20 protein-coding genes are annotated in these 19,821 nt (G+C 68.4%); 4 read left to right on the forward strand and 16 right to left on the reverse strand.

Annotated features, from left to right (window positions below):
- The 10 genes from ACFJI2_RS08065 to dctP are packed head-to-tail and all read right to left on the reverse strand — an operon-like array spanning position 1 to position 9,110.
- On the reverse strand, positions 1–930 hold the full coding sequence (locus tag ACFJI2_RS08065; RefSeq protein ID WP_377704532.1) for an ACP S-malonyltransferase: 930 nt from the start codon (positions 928–930) through the stop codon (positions 1–3).
- A gap of 7 nt (positions 931–937) precedes the next feature.
- Positions 938–1,876 (reverse strand): triphosphoribosyl-dephospho-CoA synthase MdcB, encoded by a 939-nt coding sequence (gene mdcB / locus ACFJI2_RS08070; RefSeq protein WP_377704533.1) that lies wholly within the window; start codon positions 1,874–1,876, stop codon positions 938–940.
- Entirely contained in the window at positions 1,873–2,526 is a 654-nt protein-coding gene (gene mdcG, locus ACFJI2_RS08075; protein WP_377704534.1) for a malonate decarboxylase holo-[acyl-carrier-protein] synthase, read from the reverse strand. The genes mdcB and mdcG overlap by 4 nt, the downstream gene beginning before the upstream one ends.
- A complete protein-coding gene (mdcE, locus tag ACFJI2_RS08080) occupies positions 2,510–3,235 on the reverse strand; it encodes a biotin-independent malonate decarboxylase subunit gamma (RefSeq protein WP_377704535.1) in 726 nt (241 codons plus the stop codon). Before mdcE ends, mdcG begins: the two co-directional genes overlap by 17 nt.
- Entirely contained in the window at positions 3,235–4,137 is a 903-nt protein-coding gene (locus ACFJI2_RS08085; RefSeq protein ID WP_377705811.1) for a biotin-independent malonate decarboxylase subunit beta, read from the reverse strand. The genes mdcE and ACFJI2_RS08085 overlap by 1 nt, the downstream gene beginning before the upstream one ends.
- Positions 4,138–4,145: 8 nt before the next feature.
- A complete protein-coding gene (mdcC, locus tag ACFJI2_RS08090; protein WP_377704536.1) occupies positions 4,146–4,460 on the reverse strand; it encodes a malonate decarboxylase acyl carrier protein in 315 nt (104 codons plus the stop codon).
- A gap of 15 nt (positions 4,461–4,475) precedes the next feature.
- Entirely contained in the window at positions 4,476–6,140 is a 1,665-nt protein-coding gene (mdcA, locus tag ACFJI2_RS08095) for a malonate decarboxylase subunit alpha (RefSeq protein WP_377704537.1), read from the reverse strand.
- Entirely contained in the window at positions 6,140–7,489 is a 1,350-nt protein-coding gene (locus tag ACFJI2_RS08100; protein ID WP_107871985.1) for a TRAP transporter large permease, read from the reverse strand. Before ACFJI2_RS08100 ends, mdcA begins: the two co-directional genes overlap by 1 nt.
- A complete protein-coding gene (locus ACFJI2_RS08105) occupies positions 7,486–8,070 on the reverse strand; it encodes a TRAP transporter small permease (RefSeq protein ID WP_377704538.1) in 585 nt (194 codons plus the stop codon). Before ACFJI2_RS08105 ends, ACFJI2_RS08100 begins: the two co-directional genes overlap by 4 nt.
- Positions 8,067–9,110 (reverse strand): TRAP transporter substrate-binding protein DctP, encoded by a 1,044-nt coding sequence (gene dctP, locus ACFJI2_RS08110; protein WP_377704539.1) that lies wholly within the window; start codon positions 9,108–9,110, stop codon positions 8,067–8,069. The genes ACFJI2_RS08105 and dctP overlap by 4 nt, the downstream gene beginning before the upstream one ends.
- 128 nt (positions 9,111–9,238) lie before the next feature.
- Here dctP and ACFJI2_RS08115 point away from each other — a divergent pair, with 128 nt between their 5' ends.
- A complete protein-coding gene (locus tag ACFJI2_RS08115; protein ID WP_107871991.1) occupies positions 9,239–9,901 on the forward strand; it encodes a GntR family transcriptional regulator in 663 nt (220 codons plus the stop codon).
- A 10-nt stretch (positions 9,902–9,911) separates the two neighbouring features.
- Here ACFJI2_RS08115 and ACFJI2_RS08120 read toward each other — a convergent pair whose 3' ends face one another.
- Positions 9,912–10,640, reverse strand: a complete 729-nt coding sequence (locus tag ACFJI2_RS08120; RefSeq protein ID WP_377704540.1) for a DUF6622 family protein — start codon at positions 10,638–10,640, stop codon at positions 9,912–9,914.
- Positions 10,641–10,831: 191 nt separating this feature from the next.
- Between ACFJI2_RS08120 and ACFJI2_RS08125 the strand changes: the two genes are divergently transcribed.
- Positions 10,832–11,299, forward strand: coding sequence for a hypothetical protein (locus tag ACFJI2_RS08125; RefSeq protein WP_377704541.1), 468 nt, complete (start codon positions 10,832–10,834; stop codon positions 11,297–11,299).
- On the opposite strand, the gene ACFJI2_RS08130 is transcribed toward ACFJI2_RS08125, so the two are convergent.
- Genes ACFJI2_RS08130 through ACFJI2_RS08145 form a run of 4 tightly spaced genes read right to left on the reverse strand, consistent with a single transcriptional unit; the run spans position 11,283 to position 16,390 of the window.
- A complete protein-coding gene (locus tag ACFJI2_RS08130) occupies positions 11,283–11,723 on the reverse strand; it encodes a GNAT family N-acetyltransferase (protein ID WP_377704542.1) in 441 nt (146 codons plus the stop codon). The two genes, ACFJI2_RS08125 and ACFJI2_RS08130, sit on opposite strands and share 17 nt — an antisense overlap.
- A gap of 22 nt (positions 11,724–11,745) precedes the next feature.
- The gene (locus tag ACFJI2_RS08135) at positions 11,746–12,711 is read right to left on the reverse strand and encodes a cytochrome d ubiquinol oxidase subunit II (protein ID WP_377704543.1); all 966 of its coding nucleotides are present in this window, start codon (positions 12,709–12,711) and stop codon (positions 11,746–11,748) included.
- A 9-nt stretch (positions 12,712–12,720) separates the two neighbouring features.
- A complete protein-coding gene (locus tag ACFJI2_RS08140) occupies positions 12,721–14,079 on the reverse strand; it encodes a cytochrome ubiquinol oxidase subunit I (protein ID WP_377704544.1) in 1,359 nt (452 codons plus the stop codon).
- Positions 14,072–16,390, reverse strand: a complete 2,319-nt coding sequence (locus ACFJI2_RS08145; RefSeq protein WP_377704545.1) for an FdhF/YdeP family oxidoreductase — start codon at positions 16,388–16,390, stop codon at positions 14,072–14,074. Before ACFJI2_RS08145 ends, ACFJI2_RS08140 begins: the two co-directional genes overlap by 8 nt.
- Positions 16,391–16,572: 182 nt before the next feature.
- Here ACFJI2_RS08145 and ACFJI2_RS08150 point away from each other — a divergent pair, with 182 nt between their 5' ends.
- Complete coding sequence (locus tag ACFJI2_RS08150) at positions 16,573–17,991, forward strand: PLP-dependent aminotransferase family protein (RefSeq protein ID WP_377704546.1); 1,419 nt, start codon at positions 16,573–16,575, stop codon at positions 17,989–17,991.
- Between the two features lie 30 nt (positions 17,992–18,021).
- Here ACFJI2_RS08150 and moaA read toward each other — a convergent pair whose 3' ends face one another.
- Entirely contained in the window at positions 18,022–19,062 is a 1,041-nt protein-coding gene (gene moaA, locus ACFJI2_RS08155) for a GTP 3',8-cyclase MoaA (RefSeq protein WP_377704547.1), read from the reverse strand.
- A 154-nt stretch (positions 19,063–19,216) separates the two neighbouring features.
- On the opposite strand from moaA, the gene ACFJI2_RS08160 reads away from it, so the two are divergent.
- Complete coding sequence (locus ACFJI2_RS08160; RefSeq protein WP_377704548.1) at positions 19,217–19,789, forward strand: hypothetical protein; 573 nt, start codon at positions 19,217–19,219, stop codon at positions 19,787–19,789.
- The last annotated feature ends 32 nt before the right edge of the window (positions 19,790–19,821 follow it).

The following is a 19,821-nucleotide window of genomic DNA, read 5'->3' on the forward strand; positions in this document are numbered from 1 at the left end:
TTAACCGCAGTGGCGTCGTAGCCAGGCGCGGATGCCGTCCAGGCTGCGGAAGTCGGCCACCGAGCGGCAGGCGATTGCCGGGTGGCGCGCCTGCAGCATGCGTGACAGCGCCGCGCCGGGGCCGAGTTCCAGCGCCACGGTGATGCTTGCTTCGGCGCAGGCATCCATGCATTCATCCCAGACGATGGTTTCGCTGAGCTGGCGCGACAGGTGCTCGACGGCTTGCTCGCGGCTATCCAGGCGCGCGGCGCTGATGCCGGACAGCACGGGCGTGTCCGGCGCACGCAGGCCGGATGCGCGCAGGGCTTGCGCGAACGGCTCGACGGCGCCGGCCATGAGCGGCGTGTGGGAGGCAATTTCGACCGGCAGCGGCGTGATGCGCGCGCCGGCAGCCGCCAGTTGAGTGGCTGCACTGTCCCCGCCGCTAGCCGGGCCGCCGATGATGCAGCTGTCTTCGCCGGTGACGATGGCAAGATGGAATCCGTGTGGCGCGGCCAGCGCGGCGGCGCGCTGCGGCGCCAGGCCCGATACGGCGAGCAGGGACTGGCCGGGATGCTGCGCCAGGCAGCGGTCCATCAGGCTGGCGCGCGCGTGGGCCAGTGCCACGCATTCTTCAGGCGCCAGCGCGCCCGCCACGCCCCACGCGGCCAGCTCGCCGATGCTATAGCCCGCCACCAGTGCGGGCGGCGGCGCGTGCTTGCGCAGCGCTTCCCACATCGCCAGCGTGGCCGTGACGATCAGCGGCTGCGCCGTCCGGTTGGCAAACAAGACCTCCGCTGCCAGATCCCCGTAGGGCGGGTTAGCGCGCGCCGTGCGCGCGCGTAAGCCGCCGAGCAGCGCCGCCCCGTCCGCGTCCCCAGCGGCCAGACCGAACATCCCCGCATGCTGGCCGCCTTGACCGGGGCACAGTATCAGCAGCCTCGCGTTCATGGCCCGGTCATCCCCACGCCTGCGCGGAGAAGGCATGCACCAGGCAGCACGCCGCCAGCAAGTCCGCCGCGCCGCCGGGGGAAAGCTTATGGTGCACGAACAGCCGGTGCGTGCCCAGGGCGTGCGCGCGCCAGTCCGGGTGCGCGGTGCCGCCCAGCGCCAGGAAGCGCCGCGCCTCGTGCCGCACCGTCTCCGCTCCCGCCTTGCCGCCGCGATGCAGCACATTGGTATCGCTGACATGCGCCATCAGCGCGAACAGCGCGTCCACCCGGGCGAGATGCATATCCCCGCTGCGTGCCAGCGTCGTTTCCAGCGCCGGCAGGCCGACCAGGAAGACCGACGGCAAGCCCAGCGCCGCCTCCTCGCGCGCGCCGCTGGCCGCATGCAGCTGTGCGGCGCGCTGGCCGTGCGAGCCGTCGGGCGCGGCCAGCGTGTGCGCTGCCAGCGCGTTGCCCCAGCCTGCGAGCAGCGCGGCGCGCAGGGATGCCGAGCCGGCTGGCGCAGTCCGCCGGCTCGCCGCTGATGCCGTCACCGGGCGGGCGAGCTGCCGGCCCAGGGCTGCGCACAGCATGCCCAGGGCGAAGATGGCGCCGCGATGGGTGTTGACGCCGCCGGTGGCCGCCATCATGCGGCGTTCGGCAGCGATGCCCAGCTGCTTCAGGCGGGTGAACGGCGCGTCCTCCATGCCGGCGCGGCAGATGGCGGCGAAGTAGTGCCGCAGCGAGAACAGGCTGCGCATAAAGGTCAGCGCGGTCATGTCCTCATGGCTGCCGTTGTCGACCAGCGATACCAGGCCCGGTTTGGGGTACAGGGCCAGCTCCGCGTACAGCGCGCGCACGGCCAGCCGGGCCGCTTGCCGGCTCACCGCGCGCATGTCGGCACTGCTGAGGCCGTGGCGTGATGCCGGACCTGACCCCGTGGAGGGGGCGGGGGCGGGGGAGCTCATGTTGGCCTCAGCGTGGCGAGCAGGGATTCGGGGTCGGCGAGGCGGACCGCGTCCGGGCCTTTGACCAGCACGCGGGCGCGGGCGGCGCCGGCGGTGGCCCATTCTTTCCAGGAGACGGCGTCGCCGGTGGGGAACATGATTTCGCCGTCCAGCGGCAGGCCGTGCGCGGGGCCGCTGAGCAGCGCGACGCCGGCTTGCAGCTGCTGCCGGCTGATGGGGCGCAACAGGATGTCGATGTCGGAGCCGGGGCCGAGGCAGCGCAGGCCGGTCAGCGCTTGCCAGGCCAGGGAGCCGAAGACGCGCAGGTCCAGGCCGGCCGAGAGGCGCTGCAGTTCGGTGTAGCCGGGGCGCCATGCGGCCGGCAGCGCGGGGCGCGCGGCTTTGAGGCTGAGCGGGGCGGTGGTGCGCTCGATGTGCTGCAGCGCGGCGCGCAGGGCGATGCGCTGCTTGCTGCCGTCGGCGTCGGGCGGCAGGGCGATGCCGAGGCAGACTTCGTGCGCGGGGTCGCTGTCGGGGTCGCAGCGCCGCACGACCACCGGCCATTCTTCGCGCTGCCAGTAGGTGAACACGGCGTCGCGCGCTGGATCGGCGGCCAGCGCGGCTTGCCAGCCTGCGGGCGTCAGCCAGACCAGGTCATGCCGCTTGTACATGATGGCCGCCGAGGATGGCTTGGATGACGGGGTGGGCGAGCTTGCGGCCGCCGCGCTCGTAGCCCAGCGCGGCGCGCGCGTCGCCGGCGGCCGGTTCGCGCAGCGCGCGGACGAGGTGTGCGCCCAGCGCGGCCAGGTCGCCGTCCCAGATCGATTGCAGGCCGCCCATGCGCAGGTAGTTTTCCGGGCCGGGGGCGAAGACGGGGTTGCTGCGCGCCAGTTCGGTGAGCACTTCTTCGGGCACCTTGGTGATGCGCGCCATGGCGGGCAGGCCCATCACGCGGATGGTGGCGGCGGGCAGGGCGTGGCAGCTGTCGGCCATCAGGCCGCTGGTGATGAAGCCGCCGGACAGGGCCTGGTCGTACACCAGCGCGACGATCTTGTGGCCGCGCCGGCGCGCGAGGTCGACGCATTTGCCCAGGTGGGCCATGTAGCTGTTGATGCCCAGCATTTCGTCGCGGTGGCGCAGGCGCTGGCCCTGGGTGTCGACCAGCATGACGATGGGCCGGCCGGGGTGCTGGCGCACGGTGGCCAGGACGGCCTTGGCTTGCGCCAGGGCGATCTCGATGCCGATCGGGGCGTGTTCGGTGGTGCCGATGACGGCCACGGTGGCGCCGTCCACCTGGGCGGTGCCGGACAGGAACTGGTCCTGCTCGGCGATGCCGTGGCCTTGCGGGAAGAGGGCGCTTGCCAGTGTTTGCCAGTGCATTATTGGGCTCCTGCGCGGCGGCCGGCCGCTGCGGCGATGAAGGGGGCGATGTCGAGCATGGCGACGTTGGCCGGGTCGGGCATGCCCAGTTCGCGCCAGATGTCGGCGGGGTCGGACAGGGCGCCGAAGCGGGCCATGCGGTCGCTGAGCATGGCTTGTTCCTGTTCCAGCGCCTCCAGCGTCAGTTCGGCGCCGGCGCCGGGGGCGGCGGTGGCGCGGATGGCGTCGATGGCGGCCTCGCGGAAGGCGGCGATGGCGTCGGGGACGATGGCCTGGCAGTCGCCGGTGAGGTAGCGGTGCTTGCCGCCGGTGGTGCGCCAGACCAGGGCGCGGTCGCGCGAGTCGAATTCTTCCACGCCGTTGGCCGTTTCGATCACTTCGGGACCGGACATGGACAGGCGCGCTTCTTCGGACATGATGACGGCGTTGGTGCAGCGGGCAACGATGCCCATGCCGCCGAAGGCGCCGTTGGCGCCGCCCACCAGCGCGATGACGGGGATGCCGGCGGCGCGCGCGTCCAGCACGGCGCGCATGACTTCGGCCACGGCGATCAGGCCGGCGTTCGCTTCGTGCAGGCGCACGCCGCCCGATTCGATCAGCAGCACCACGGCGTGCGGCCGTTCGTCCAGCGCGCGGCGCAGCAGGCCGGTGAGCTTGGCGCCGTGCACTTCGCCGACGGCGCCGCCCATGAAGCCGCCTTCCTGCGCGGCGACGAAGACGGGCATGCCGCCCAGGCGCGCCCGGCCCACGGCCACGCCGTCGTCGAACGCCACCGGGGCGTTGAGCTGGCCCAGGTGGGGGCTGACCACGCGCTCGGCGGGGCCGATGAATTCGTCGAAGCTGCCTTCGTCGAGCAGCTGGCGCAGGCGTTCGCGGGCGTTGGCTTCCTGGTAGCTATGCATATCGCTGCTCATGGCGTGGTCCCCAGCATGGTTTGGACGGCCTGGTCCAGCCGCAGGCTGACCACGGCGGGCGTGGCGCCCACGTCGTTGATGGCGATGCGCGCGTCGGCCAGCGGCCAGCGCTGGTGGAAGTCGCGCATGACGGCTTCCCAGATCTGGCCGAAGCCGACGGCGGCGGTCTGGATCTCGATCTCGCAGGCGCCGCCCAGCGCGGCCGATTCGATCAGCACTTCCAGGTTGCCGGAGCCGACCACGCCCACCACCTGCGGCGCGCTCGGCAGGCGGCGGCTGCCGTGCTCGAAGCGATACGTTAATGTTTCCATGCTAGGTCCGTTCCTTTACCAGTTGCGGAAGCGCTGCGGCGGGTCGTACAGGCCGCCCGATGCGCGCACCAGGTCTTTCATGTTGCGCGCGGCGAGCAGGTCGCGCGTGGCGAGCCGCTTGTCGACGCCGATGTCTTCGGGGCGCTGGATCACGCCGCGGTCGCGCAGGTTTTCCACCATGCGGCGGTCGCGGCCCAGGCCCACCGGGGTGTAGCCGGCCACGCCGCGGATGGCTTGTTCGCGTTCCTCGTCGCTGCGGCACAGCAGCAGGTTGGCGATGCCTTCCTCGGTGAGGATGTGGGTCACGTCGTCGCCGTAGATCATCACCGGCGGGATGGCCATGTCGGCCTGCTCGGCCAGTTCCCACGCGTCCAGCCGCTCGACGAAGGCCGGGTGCATGTGTTCGCGGAAGGTTTCCACCATCTGCACCACCAGTTTCTGGCCGCGCGGGATGACGTTGCGGCCGGCGCGCGCCTGCTGGCCGGCTTTCAACCATGCGGGGCTGGCGTGGCGGCGCCCGCGCGCGTCGGCGCCCATGTTGGAGGCGCCGCCGAAGCCGGCGATGCGGCCCAGCGTGGCGGTGGACGAGTTGCCCTGCAGGTCGATCTGCAATGTGGAACCGATGAACATATCGCAAGCATAATGCCCCGCGGCCTGGCACAGCGCGCGGTTGCTGCGCATGGAGCCGTCGGCGCCGACCGCGAACACGTCGGGCCGCGCGCGGATGTATGCTTCCATGCCCAGTTCGGAGCCGAAGGAGTGGATGGACTGGACGAAGCCGGCCTCGATGGCGGGGATCAGCGCGGGGTGCGGGTTGAGCGCCCAGTGGCGGCCTATCTTGCCCTTCAGGCCGAGCGATGCGGCGTAGGTGGGCAGCAGCAGCTCGATGGCGGCGGTGTCGAAGCCGATGCCGTGGTTCAGGCGCTGCACGCCGTATTCGGCGTAGATGCCCTTGATGGCCATCATGGCCATCAGCACCTGGATCTCGGAGATCAGGGCCGGGTCGCGCGTAAACAGCGGCTCGATGTAGTAGGGACGGGGCGACTGCACCACGAAGTCGACCCAGTCGCCGGGGATGTCGACGCGCGGCAGCGTGTCCATGATGCGGTTGACCTGCACGATGACGATGCCGTTCTTGAAGGCGGTGGCCTCGACGATGGTGGGCGTGTCTTCGGTGTTCGGGCCGGTGTACAGGTTGCCGTGCCGGTCGGCCGCCTCGGCCGCCACCATGGACACGCGCGGCGGCAGGTCGATGAAGTAGCGGCTGAACAGCTCCAGGTAGGTGTGGATGGCGCCGATGTTGAGCTTGCCGGCCGAGAGCAGCTTGGCCACGCGGCCGGACTGCTGGCCGGAGAAGGAGAAGTCCAGCTGCGAGGCCACGCCGCGCTCGAACACGTCCAGGTGTTCGGGCAGCGTCAGCACCGACTGCAGCATGTGCAGGCCGTGCACGCGCGCCGGGTCCAGCCGGGCCAGCGCCTGGGCCAGGAAGTCGGCCTGCTTCTGGTTGTTGCCCTCGATGCAGACCCGGTCGCCGCATTCGAGCACGGCGTGCAGCAGGTCGGCGATGCGGGCGGCGGGCAGGCTCTTGCCGACCAGCGCCGCGCCGAGGGCGGCGCCGGCCCGTTGCAGGCGCTGCGCGCGGTTGTGCTGCAGGGTGTTCCAGGCGCGTGGCGCGTTCATTATTTGGCTCCCATCATCATGTCGGGCAGGCCGGTGGCGATGCCGGGGAAGATGCACAGCAGGATCACGGCGACGAACATCAGCACCACGAAGGGCACCACGCCCCAGATCACGTCCTTGAGCGGGATGTCGGGCGCGATGTTCTTGATGACGAAGATGTTCAGGCCCACCGGCGGGTGGATCAGGCCCATTTCCATCACCACCGTCATGACGATGCCGAACCAGATCAGGTCGAAGCCGGCCGCCTTCAGCGGCGGCAGGATGATGGGGGCGGTCATCAGGATGATGGACACCGGCGGCAGGAAGAAGCCCAGCACCACCACCATCAGCAGGATCACCGCCAGCAGCAGCCACTTGGACAGGTGCATGCCGACCACCCAGCTGGCGGCGGACTGGCTGATGTGCAGGTAGCTCATCACGTAGGAGTAGAACAGCGACATGCCGATGATCATCAGCAGCATGGTCGATTCCTTGATGGTGGAGGTGAGGATGGGGGCCAGGTCCCTGGGCTTCCACACGCGGTACACGATGGCGATCAGCACCATGGCCAGCAGCGCGCCCAGGCCGGCCGTTTCGGACGGCGTGGCGAAGCCGCCGTACAGCGCCACCATCACGCCGATCAGCAGCACCAGAAAGGGCAGCACGCGCGGCAGCATTTCCACCTTGTCGGCCAGCGTGAAGTGCTCGTCGTGCAGGCTGGCCGATTTTTCGCCGCCTCGCTGGTAGATCTCCAGCGCCATCTTGTATTCCTTGCGGGCGCGGTGCACGGCGTAGCCGGCGAACAGCAGCACCAGCAGCACGCCCGGGCCTATGCCGGCCAGGAACAGGCGGCCCAGCGACTGCTCGGCGGCCACCGCGTACAGGATCATGGTGATGGACGGCGGCAGCAGGATGCCCAGCGTGCCGCCGGCGGCGATGATGCCGGCCGCGAAGCCGGGCGAGTAGCCGCGCTTGCGCATTTCGGGGATGCCGGCCGAGCCGATGGCCGAGCAGGTGGCGGGCGAGGAGCCGGCCATGGCGGCGAACAGCGCGCAGGCGAACACGTTGGCGATGCCCAGGCCGCCGGGCACCTTGTGCAGCCAGGCGTGGATGGCCGCGTACAGGTCGCGGCCGGCCGGGGACTTGCCGATGGCCGCGCCCTTCATGATGAACAGGGGGATGGACAGCAGCGTGATGGAGGCCATTTCCTCGTACACGTTCTGGGTGACGGTGTCGAGCGAGGAGGCGGGCATGAAGAAGTACATGAAGCCGGTGGCCACCACGCCCAGCGCGAAGGCGATGGGCATGCCCGAGAACATGACCACCAGGGTGACGGCGCCGTACAGGGCGCCCAGGGTGAGTTCGCTCATGCTGCTTTCTCCGTGGCGGCGGGGGTGGCGGATCTGGCCGGCTTGTCGCTGATGCGGGCGGCCGTTTGCAGCAGCAGCTGCAGCGCCAGCAAGGTCATGCCGAAGGCCATCATGCCGTAGGGTATCCACAGCGGCGGGGCGAAGGTGGAGGTGGTGGTCTGGCCGTCCACGTAGGCTTCGTGCCACAGGGTCCAGGACTTCCAGGCGAAGAAGGCGCAGAACAGCATGGACAGCAGGTCGACGAAGAACAGGCGCACCGCGTTCACGCGCGGGGGCAGCAGTTCGGCCAGCGCTTCGATGCCGATGTGGCCGCGGTAGGACTGCACGTAGGCGGCGCAGAAGAAGGTCGCGCCCACCAGCATGAACACCGAGGCTTCGTCCTGCCAGTCGGTCGGCGCGCCGAAGAAGTAGCGCGACACCACCGAGTAGGTGAGGATGAGCGCCGTGACCACCAGCGCGCACATGGACAAGGCCAGCAGCGCCTTGTTCAATTTGTTCAGCAGGCCGGAGGCGCCGGCCAGGGCGGCGTTGTCCGGCACTGCGGGGCCGGCCGGCGCCTTCAGTTCAAAACCGTGGCTCATAGCGTTTTCTCGGCAAGCTGCAGCAGTTTGGCGCAGTTTTCATTCTTTTCGCCGTAGTCCTTCCAAGCCGTGGTGCGGGCGATGGCCTGCCAGCGTTTCACGGTGGCCGCGTTCAGGTCCACCACCTTGGCGCCGGCCTTCTGGTACACGGCGGCGACCTGGTTGTCATCCTCCTGCGCGGCTTTCAGCGCGAACGCTTCCATGTCCGCGCCCACCGCGAGGATGGTGGCTTGCTGGTCCTTCGGCAGCTTGTCGAACACGGCGCGCGACATCATCAGCGGCTCGAACATGAACCAGTAGGCGGTGCCGCGCCCGGTGGTCAGCGCTTTCGACACTTCCTCCAGGCGGAAGGAGATCAGCGAGGTGGAGGAGGTCAGGGCCGCGTCCATGGCGCCGGTCTGCATGGCGGCGTAGATTTCGTTGGACGGCAGCGACACCACGGCGGCGCCGGCCGCTTTGAGGATCAAGTCCATTTCGCGCGAGCCGCCGCGTATCTTCATCCCCTTGGCGTCTTCCGGTTCCACCACCGGCTTGGTGCGCGAGGCCACGCCGCCGGCCTGCCAGATCCAGCTGACCACCACGATGCCCTTGTCGTACAGGATGCGCGACAGTTCCTTGCCCACTTCGGCGTTCTTCCAGCCGTAGCCCTGCTGGTAGGAGGTGACCAGGCCGGGCATCAGGCCGATGTTGACTTCCGGGACTTCGCCGCCGGCGTAGGACAGCGGCACCAGCGACAGGTCCAGCGCGCCCTTGCGCATGGCGGAGAACTGGGCGTTGGTCTTCATCAGCGAGGAGCCGGGGTAGATGGCGAATTTGAGCGCGCCCTTGGAGCGCTTTTCCACCTCGGCGGCGAACATGCGGGTCAGGCGGTCGCGAAAGTCGCCTTCGGTGACGCTGCCGCCGGGGAACTGGTGGGAAATCTTCAGGGTGGTGGCTTGCGCCCAGGCGCTGGAGGTCCAGAAGGGGCTGCTCGCGGCGGTGGCCAGCGTGCCCAATTTGCCCAACGTGCCTAGTGCGGTCCTGCGGGTCATTCCAGTCATACGTCCTCCAAGGTGGTTGAAATATGCAATCTATGTTTTTGTGTATACAAGAATATATTGACTGCATACGTTGTCAAGTCAAAAATCGCTTCTATAATGAAGACCTACATACAAGATTTTCTATTGCCATGAAGAACCGATCGACTGAACTGCGCGAAGCCATCGAGGAAATGATAGCCATGGGTTCTCTGATGCCGGGCCAGCACCTGGACGAAACGGAGCTGGCCGCGCGCTTCGAGGTGTCGCGCACGCCGATCCGCGAGGCGCTGAACCAGCTGGCGTCCATGGGCGTGGTGGTGATCCGGCCCCGGCGCGGCGCCATCGTGGCCGAACTGGGGCCGCAGCAGCTGGTGGAGATGTTCGAAGTGATGTCGGAGCTGGAAGCGACCTGCGGGCGGCTGGCCGCGCGCCGCATGACGCTGGAGGAGCAGCAGGCGCTGCAGGCGGCGCACCAGGCATGCAAGGAGGCGCTCGATGCGCACGAGCCGGACGCGTATTACTACAAGAATGAGGCCTTCCACGAAGCCATCTACGCGGGCAGCCATAACCAGTTCCTGATCGAGCAGGCGCGCAGCCTGTACCGGCGCCTGCGGCCGTACCGCCGCTTGCAGCTGCGGGTGCGCAACCGGCTGTCGAATTCCTACGCCGAGCATGACGGCGTGGTGCAAGCCATCATCGGCGGCGACGGCGAGAAAGCCGCCGAACTGCTGCGCGAGCACGTGATGATACAGGGGCAGCGCTTCTCGGACCTGATGGCGTCGTTGCCGCAGCTGGGCAAGCAGGCCGCCTGAGGTATCCGGTTCAGGCCGCCGGCACGGCGGCTGGCACGCTGTGCCAGGTGGCGACGGTGCGCAGCAGGCGGCCGGCGAAGGCGCCGTTCAGCAGGCCGACGGCCAGGCACATCGGCACGGCGAAGTGCAGGTTGCTGCGCAACGCGGGCTGGATCGCCAGCGCGACGCCGGTGGCGTATTTGCAGCAGAAGGTGGCCATCATCAGCGCCAGCGGCAGCCAGCTGCCGGGCTGGCGCACCATGCCGGCGGCGCGGTCGACCGAGGCGCGGGCGGCCAGCTGCCATGCCAGCGCCGCACCGGCCAGCAGGCCCACGGCCCACGCCGCGCCGGCCGGCGTTTCAAGGCCGAAGCCGCGCGCGATGCTGTCCACACCCAGGGCCAGCATGATGGCGGGAACGATGAATACGCTGCGGTAGCTGACCACGCGCGCCTGGCTGGCGGCCACGCCGCGGTACACCAGGAAGCCCAGGATGGCCCAGACGTAGACTGGGGTTTGGGTCAGGATGTGCTGGATCATGATGTTGCTCCTCGTGGTAAGTGTTAAGCGCTGAGTGGCGATGGCTGCACTATGCCGGTCGGCGCGCGCCGCAGCCACCGGCTTGCGACGAAACCGCGCCGGGACGGAGCGAATCAGGGTGTTGCGGTATCGGGGCGGGCGGGTGCTGCTGCGGGGCATTGCCTCGTTCTTCCCATTTTTGCCTCGTTTTGCCTCGTTTTTTTGCGGCCGAAGTGCCGCCATGCCCCGCGCGGACCCCAAATCGGCGATTCAAACGAGGCAAAACGAGGCAATGCGCGTAGAAACGAGGCGTTCGACGCCTCGTTTTTGCACGCATTGCCTCGAAATGTCTCGTTTTTTCTTCCCTCGAACCGAACTTCAAGGGCTAGCGCCTGTCTAACTAGCGATTGGACGAGACAAAACGAGGCAAAAATATGGAAAACGAGGCATTCGGCTGGAGGGTACTAGGCCCCCTCTACCTGGACCTGTCTTTCGTGCTGCAGCAGAGCGGCGACACGCGTAAGCCGGAAGAAGTGATTGCGCTGGCAGTAAAAAGCTGGCTCGCCGAGCGGCGCGGCAATCCCGCCAGCCGAGGCTATCAATGGAAAGAACTGTTCCTGCCGCACGGTACGGAATTGCGGATGCGCTACCTCGGCATCGATTACTACGCCAAGGTCGAAAACGACAAGATCATGTACGCAGGCGAAATCGTCACGCCGCGCGACTGGTGCCTGATGGTGACGGGCACTGTACGCAACGCGTGGCGCGACATCTGGATACGGCGCAGCGTTAACGAATGCTGGACGCACGCCGCACTGTGGCGCACCGCCAGCAAAGTCCGTCCCGTGCTACCGTATGCCGACCGCCGCCAGCGCCAGCGCCGCACTACCGACTATTGCTAAGCTGGCAGTAGACGACAGCCACGCCGCCATACTCGCGCACGGATTCGCCTATGCTGCGGAAGCCATGCCGGCGGTAAAACGCCATGGCCGGCGCATTGGACCGGGCCACGTTCAGCACCAGCGGCCCGCTATCGTCTGCGAGTACTGCAGCCAGCAGCGCGCTTCCCACGCCGCGCCCGCGCGCGTCCGAATGCACGAACAGCGCGCGCAGCTGCCCCGGCACGCTGGCGGCAAAGCCGACGATGCCGCCGTCCTCGCACACCAGCACGCGGGACTCCCTGAAAGCGGCCAGGATAACCGGATCATCGCCCAGCGGCGTCAACGCAAACGGCTGCGCTTCGAACTTCAGCTCATCCAGCTTGGCGTCCGCATACACGGCCGCCACCGCCCCGAAGTCCTGCTCGCCATAATCCCGTACCCGCATACCCATCCGCCCGTCCCGTTGTCTAGTGCTGCAATTCTACGCGGCCCCTGAACACATAGTACTGGTACAGGTTGTAGCCGATCATCACCGGGAAGATCAGCGCGATCCCGCACAGCATGAAGGCCATGGTGGCGCTGTCGGAGGCCGCGTCGGCGATGGTCAGCTTGCCCGGCACCAGGTAGGGGAACAGGCTGACCGCCAGCCCGGTGAAGGACGCCAGGAACAGCGCGATGGCGCCCCGGAACGGCCCGTGGCTGGAGCGGATGTGCAGTGCGTACAGCACGTAGCCGCCGCTGAACGCGGCCAGCGCGGCCAGCGGTATCAGCACGCCCAGCACGCCGGGCTGCATCCAGCGGCCGTGGCCGATCTCGCTGAACAGCATGGTGCCCGCCGTGAGCGCCAGCGCCGACGCCATGGTGGCGGCCAGCGCGTACGCGGCCTGGCGACGCGCCGCCGCTACCAGCGCCCCGTGCGCCTTCTTGACAAGGTAGGTGGCGCCCAGCAGCGCGTAGCCGGCGATCACGCCCGCCGCGCACAGGGCCGTGAAGCTTGCCGCCAGCGCGCCCGGCGCCAGGCCGGTGATGACTTTGCCGAGCACCACGCCCTGCGTGGCGGCCGCGCCCAGGCTGCCCAGCCCGAACACGATGTCCCAGCCCCGCTTGCGCGCCGCCGCGTGGCGGAACTCGATGGCCGCGCCGCGGCAGATCAGCGACGCGGTCAGCGCCATCACCGGCACGTACAGCTGCTCCATCAGCGCGGCGTAGGCCAGCGGGAAGGCGCCGAACATGGCGCCGCCCAGCACCACCAGCCAGGTTTCGTTCGCGTCCCACACGTGGCCGATGGAGGCGTAAATCTGGTCGCGGTCCTGCTCGTGCGGCGTGAACAGGCTGAGGATGCCGACGCCGAGGTCGAATCCGTCGGTAACAACGTAGAACACCAGCATCAGCCCCATGAGGCAGAACCAGGCGTTGGTAAGTATGTGATGCATGACAGCTCCTTATTTTGCAGGCAGGTGCGCCGACAGGTCCGGCCCGGCGCGCAGCCATTTGCGGGCATAGGTGAAGAACGACACCAGCAGCACGATGTAGAAGCCGATGAACATGGCCATGCTGGACCACACCGCGCCGGGCGACACCGACGACGCGGCGTCGCTGGTGCGCAGCAGCCCGTACACGGCCCATGGCTGGCGGCCCACTTCGCGCACGATCCAGCCGCATTCGACGGCGATATAGGGCAGGGGTATGCACAGCGTCCAGGCCAGCAGCAGCTTGCGCCTGGCCAGCAGGGCCGCCAGCTGGCCGCGCGTGCGGCGCAGCGTCCAGGCGGTCCACAGCGCCAGTCCGCCCAGCAGCATGCCGATGCCCGCCATCACACGGAAGGCGTAGTACAGCATGGGGATGGCGGGCGGCTGGTCGGCCACGGGAATGTCGCGCAGGCCGGTCACCTTGCCGTCCACGCTGTGGGTGGCCAGCATGCTCAGGGCGTTCGGCACTTCAACCGACCAGTCGTTGCGCTGCGCGTCCTTGTTCGGCCAGGCCAGCAGCGACCAGGCCGCGCCGCTGCCGGCGCCGTTGGTCTGCCAGTGGCCCTCGATGGCCGCGCCCTTGGCCGGCTGGCGCTCGAACAGGCCGGCGCCGGCGGCGTCGCCCACCAGGATTTGCAGCGGCGCCACCACCGCCAGCATGCCCAGCGCCAGCCGGAAGGAGCGCACGAAGAAGGCCGCGTTGCGCCGCTTGTACATATGCCAGGCCGAGATGCCGGCCACCACGCACAAGCCGGTCTCCATCGCCGCCAGCCACATGTGCGACACGCCGTGCGCCATGCCGGGGTTGAAGATGGCGGCCACGTAGTCCGTCACCACGGCCCGTCCGTCCACCACCGTGATGCCGGCCGGGCTTTGCATCCACGAGTTGGCCACCATGATCCAGAACGAGGAGATGGTCGAGCCCAGCGCCACCATCGCGGTGGCGAACAGGTGCATGCCGCGTGGCACGCGGCCCCAGCCCCACAGCATCACGCCGATGAAGCCCGCCTCCAGCATGAAGGCCATGGCGCCTTCGAAGCCGAGGATGTTGCCGATGAAGGCGCCGGTGAAGCGCGAGAAGGGCGCCCAGTTGGTGCCGAACTGGAATTCCATCGGCAGGCCGCTGACCACGCCGACGGCGAAGTTCAGCACCAGCAGCTTGCTCCAGTAGCGCACGTGGTAGTAGTAGATCACTTCGCCGCGCTTGAGCCACAGCGCTTCCATCACCAGGATGAAGGCGGACAGGCTGATCGTCAGGATGGGCCACAGGATGTGGAAAATGGCGGTCAGCGCGAACTGGGCGCGCGACAGCAGCAGCGTTGCCTCATGCATGACGTTCTCCCTGGGCCGGGTGCAGCAGCACCGGCATGGACTTGGACGTGGGCGTGCCGGCGCCGATGGCCACGCTGGCCAGCGGCACCAGCGGATTGGTCTCCGGGTAGTAGGCGCCCACGCAGCCGCGCGGGATGTCGTATTCCACCAGCCGGAAGCCGTCCGCGCGGCGCTGCACGCCGTCGTCCCACACGCTGGTGATGTCGACCATGTCGCCGGCCTTGAAGCCCAGCATGCGCAAGTCCTCCTGGTTAATGAAGACCACGCGGCGCAGGCCGAACACGCCGCGGTAGCGGTCGTCCAGGCCGTAGATGGTGGTGTTGTACTGGTCGTGCGAACGCGTGGTCATCATGGTCAGCAGGCGCTCGCCGTGCTGCGCGCGGGCGCGGTGCAGCGGCGTGTCGCGGTCGATGGCGTTCACCAGGAAGTGCGCTTTCGCGCCCGGCGTGGCCCATTCGCGCTCGCGCGAGGCCACCTTCAGGTGGAAGCCGCCCGGCTTGGCCACGCGCTCGTTGTAGTCGTAAAAGTCGTCGAACACTTTTTCGATGTCGTCGCGGATCAGCGCGTAGTTGGCGGCGCGCGCCAGCCAGTCCACCTGCGCGCTGCCCAGCGTGGCGTGCGCCATGCCGGCCACGATGGCGATCTCGGACAGCAGCTCGGCCGAGGCGGGCTGGTTGATGCCGTAGGAGATGTGCACCATGCTCATCGAGTCCTCCACCGTCACCCCCTGCGCCACGCCGTTCTGCAGGTCGATCTCGGTGCGTCCCAGCGTGGGCAGGATCAGCGCGTCGCGTCCGTGCACCAGGTGGCTGCGATTGAGCTTGGTGGCCACGTGCACGGTCAGCTCGCACTGGCGCAGGCCTTGCCAGGTTCGCGGCGTGTCCGGCGTGGCCATGGCGAAGTTGCCGCCCAGGCCGATGAACACCTTGACGCGGCCGTCCAGCATGGCCTGTATGGTGGACACCACGTCGTAGCCGTGGTGGCGCGGCGGCTCGAAGCCGAACACGTGCTTCAGCCGGTCCAGGAATGCCGGCGTGGGCTGCTCCTCAATGCCCACGGTGCGGTCGCCCTGCACATTGGAGTGGCCGCGCACCGGGCACAGGCCGGCGCCGGGACGGCCTATCTGCCCGCGCATCATCATCAGGTTGGACAGCATCTGTATCGTCGCCACCGAGTTGCGGTGCTGCGTCAGGCCCATGCCCCAGCAGGCGATCACGCGCTCGCTGCCGACGTAGACGCGGGTCAGGCGCTCGACCTGCTCGCGCCCCACGCCGGATTCCTCCAGCAGCAGATGCCAGCTTTCGTCGCGCAAATCGCGCGCGAACTCGTGGAAGCCCACGGTGTGGGCGGCGATGAAGTCGGTGTCCAGGATGCGCGGCTGGCCGCCGGCTGCGGCCTCGTCGTCCAGCTCCACCACGCGCTTGGCCACCGCCTTGATCAGCGCGAAGTCGCCGCTCAGGCGCGGCTGCACGAACATGGAGCTGATGCGGGTGCTGGAGTTGAACAGCATCTCGGCCGGGCTTTGCGGGTCCTGGAAGCGCTCCAGGCCGCGCTCCTTGAGCGGGTTGATCGAGACGATGGCCGCGCCGCGCTTGGCGCAGGCGTGCAGCTCGCCCATCATGCGCGGGTGGTTGGTGGCCGGGTTCTGGCCGAAGATCAGGATGGCGTCGGCCAGCTCGAAGTCGTCCAGCGTCACCGTGCCCTTGCCGATGCCTACCGTCTGCGGCAGGCCGCGGCTGGTGGCCTCGTGGCACATGTTCGAGCAGTCCGGGAAGTTGTTGGTGCCGACCATGCGCGCGAACAGCTGGTACAGGAAGGCCGCCTCGTTGCTGGCTCGGCCGGAAGTGTAGAACGCGGCCTGGTCGGGATCTTCCAGCGCGTTCAGGTGGGTTGAAACCAGCGAGAAGGCATGCTGCCACGAGATCGGCAGGTATTTGTCGCTGCCGGCGTGGTACACCATGGGGTGGGTCAGGCGGCCGTGCTGCTCCAGCTCGTAGTCGGACTGCCGCAGCAGTTCCGTCACCGTGTGCTGTGCGAAGAACTCGGGCCAGACGCGCTTGCTGGTGGCTTCGGCCGCCACGGCCTTCACGCCGTTCTCGCAGAACTCGAAGGTCGAAGCGTGGTTGCGGTCCGGCCAGGCGCAGCCGGGGCAGTCGAAACCGTCCGGCTGGTTCTGCGCGAGCAGGGTGCCCAGATTGCTGGCCGCGACGCGCTCGCGGTACAGGTTCAGCGCCACGTACTTCAGCGCGCCCCAGCCGCCGGCCGGGTTGGGATAGGGGGCCACGCGGCCCGCGTTGTCTTGATTGCTCATGCTGCGATACTCCTTGGATTGTCCCTCTTCTTGGGAGCCTCCAGTGTCGCCGCAGGCCGCTGCGCGCAGGGCGTACAGAACGGCACGCGGCCGGAGAGTACAGCGCGGGCGCAGCCTGGCGCAACACCATTTGCAGCGTTTGCGCCGCTTGCGCTGCACGGCCCTGCGTTATACTGCGCAGCATGAATCTTTACGAAACACTCGCTGCCGATATCGAAGGCCAGGTCACGCGCGGCGTGCTGCTGGAAGGGGAAAAGCTGCCGTCGGTGCGCCAGGCCAGCCAGCACCGCAGCCTGAGCATCAGCACCGTGCTGCGCGCCTACTCGCTATTGGAGAGCAAGGGCATCATCGAAAGCCGTCCGCAATCGGGCTACTTCGTGCGCGCCAGGCAAGCCGGCATGCTGCGCCCGGCGGCGCTGGCGGCCAGCCAGCCGCTGGTGCTGTCGTCGGAAGTGGACGTGAGCCGGCTGGTGCTGTCCACGCTGCGCACCATCCGCAAGGAAGGCGCCGTGCCGCTAGGCTCGCCGTACCCGGACCCCGCGCCTTTCCCCTGGCCGCGCATCAACCAGTACGCCAACGCCATCGCGCGCCGCGCGCAGCACTGGAGCGTGATGGACGACCTGCCGCCGGGGAACCCGCAGCTGATGCGCCAGATCGCGCGCCGCCACCTGGAGAACGGCCTGGCGGTCGATCCGTCCGAAATCGTCGTCACCGTGGGCGCCACCGAGGCCATCAACCTGTGCCTGCAGGCTGTCGCCAGGCCGGGCGACACGGTGGCCGTCGAATCGCCCACGTTCTACGCCATGCTGCACGCGATCGAGCGCATGGGCATGCGCGCGCTGGAGATACCGACCGATCCGCGCCAGGGTATCAGCATCGAAGCGCTGCGCGCGGCGCTGGCGCAGCAGCGCGTGGCGGCCGTGATGGTGATGCCGAACTTCCAGAACCCGCTTGGCTTCCAGATGCCGGACGCGCGCAAGCGCGAGCTGGTGGAGCTGCTGGCGGCGCACGATATCCCGGCCATCGAGAACGATGTCTACAACGAGCTGTATTACGGCGACAGCCATCCCACCGCGCTCAAGTCCTACGACCGGAAGGGGCTGGTGCTGCACTGCTCGTCGTTCTCCAAGAGCCTGACGGCGAATTACCGCATCGGCTGGGCGCTGCCGGGCCGCTACACGGCGCAGGTGGAAAAGCTCAAGTTCCTCAACACGCTCACCACGCCCACGCTGCCGCAGATGGCCATCGCCGACTATCTGCAGCGCGACGGCTACGACCGCCACCTGCGCAAGGTGCGCAAGGGCTACGAGCAGCGCGCGCGCATGATGGCGGCCGCCGTGCTGCGCTTCTTCCCGGAGGGCACGCGCGTGTCCGAGCCGCAGGGCGGCTATGTGCTGTGGGTGGAGTTGTCGCCGGCGGTCGATGCGATGAAGCTGTATGCGCTGGCGCTGGAGCGCAAGATCACGGTGGGACCGGGGCATATGTTTTCTGCGCGCGGCAGCTATCCGAACTATATCCGCCTGAACTACAGCTATCCGTGGTCGAAGGAGATCGAAGATGCGCTGCGCATGCTGGGAAAACTGGTGGCGCAGCTGGCGTAGGGCCGCTGGCGTAGGGGCCGCGCGCGGCGCTCAGCCGCCCACCAGCGACATGCGCACTACCTTGTGCGCATGTGTGCGGCCGCCCGACGGGCCGCGCAGTTCGGAATAGCGGTCGGTGCGCGCCCGCCACAGCGCGCCGATGCGCTCGGCCAGTTGCGCTTCCTGGCCTTCGCCCAGCCACGGCCGCAAATCCGCGCCTTGCTGCGAGAACAGGCACAGATACAGCTTGCCGTCCGCCGCCACGCGCGCGCGCACGCAGTCGCCGCAGAAGGGATGCGACATGCTGGCGATGAAGCCCAGCGAACCGGAGCCGTCGGCGTGATGCCACACCTCGGCCGTGTCGTGTCCGCGCGCGGCGCCGTCCCGCACCAGCGCATAGTGCTGCTGCACGATGGCGCGCATGGCGTCCGCGCTCAGCACCTGGCCCGCGTTCCAGCGGCTGGCGCCGCCCACATCCATGTATTCGATAAAGCGCAGCTGCACGCCGCTGTCGCGGAAGTGGTGCACCAGCGGCAGGATCTGGCTGTCGTTCACGCCGCGCTCGATCACCGTGTTCACCTTCACCGGCGCCAGCCCGACGCGCTGCGCCGCCGCGATGCCTTCCAGCACCCGCGCCACTGGAAAGCCGACGCCGTTCATGCGGCCGGCCAGTGCGTCGTCCAGGCTGTCCAGGCTCACCGTGATGCGGCGCAGGCCGGCGTCCTTCAGCGACTGCGCGCGCGCCGCCAGCAGCGAGCCGTTGGTGGTCAGGGCGATGTCCAGCGGTTTGCCATCCAGCGTGCGCATCGCGGCCAGCGTTTCTATCAGGCGCGGCAAATCCTTGCGCAGCAACGGCTCGCCGCCGGTGATGCGCAGCTTCTCCACGCCCAGCTGCACAAAGGTGCGCGCCATGCGGGCCAGCTGGTCAAATGAAAGCCGCTCGGAAGACGTCATGAAAGGGAACTCCGGCCCGTAGCTTTCCTTGGGCATGCAATAGGGGCAGCGGAAATTGCACTGGTCGATGACCGACAGGCGCAAGTCCTTCAGTGGCCGGCCACGGGTGTCGAGAAGTTCGGGAGGGCGCGTATTCATGGGAGCCAGCATAGCGCGCCGGCGCAGCGGCGTAGAGTACAGTCGGCGCCCCGGCGCAGGAGTACAGTGGCCGGCTAACAACAACAGCATTTTTCCGCGCCCGAAACCGGCTACACTGGCGCCATGAAAAATGGCGTCTGCACGGGAGCGTGGTTTGGGAATCGATTTCTTGTTCGGCATGCTGACCTACCCGCTAACCTTGCTGGTGTGGCTGGCGCTGCTGCTGGGCTGTTCATTCTGCGCCTGCGACCGCCACAGGGACGCCATGCCGATGCGGCCCGTCCGCCTGTTCGGCGGCTACCTGGGCGCGGTGGCTGCCTGCGTGGCGTGCGCCGCGGCGGACGCCTACGTCACGCCGCAGGAGGCGGCCCAGGTCTGGCATGTGCCGCCGGATAAATACTGGACGGCGATGCTGCAGGAGTTCCTGTTTGCACTCGCCCCCGTCACGATCTTCAGCACCGCGGGCATCGCGCTGGTGGGCGTGCCGGTGATATTGCGCCTGGCGCGCGCCGGGCGGGGCAGCATCGCCTGGGTGCTGCTTGCTTCGCTGGCCATTTCGCTGCTCGGGGTGGCGCTGCTGGGCGGCGCCATCTTCAGCATGGGCGGCCACACGCGCGGCGTGCTGCGGGCAGTCCTGCCGGTTGCGGGCGCGCACGCGCTGATGGCGTTCTGTTTCTGCCTGGGCGCCGGCCTGCCGTGGTCTGTCCAGTACAAGAGTGTGCCGTAAAGCAACAACGGCTTGGCCTGGGGGGGCGGTAA

It is taken from the genome of Pseudoduganella sp. UC29_71 (assembly GCF_042693265.1).
Lineage (GTDB): Bacteria > Pseudomonadota > Gammaproteobacteria > Burkholderiales > Burkholderiaceae_D > Rugamonas.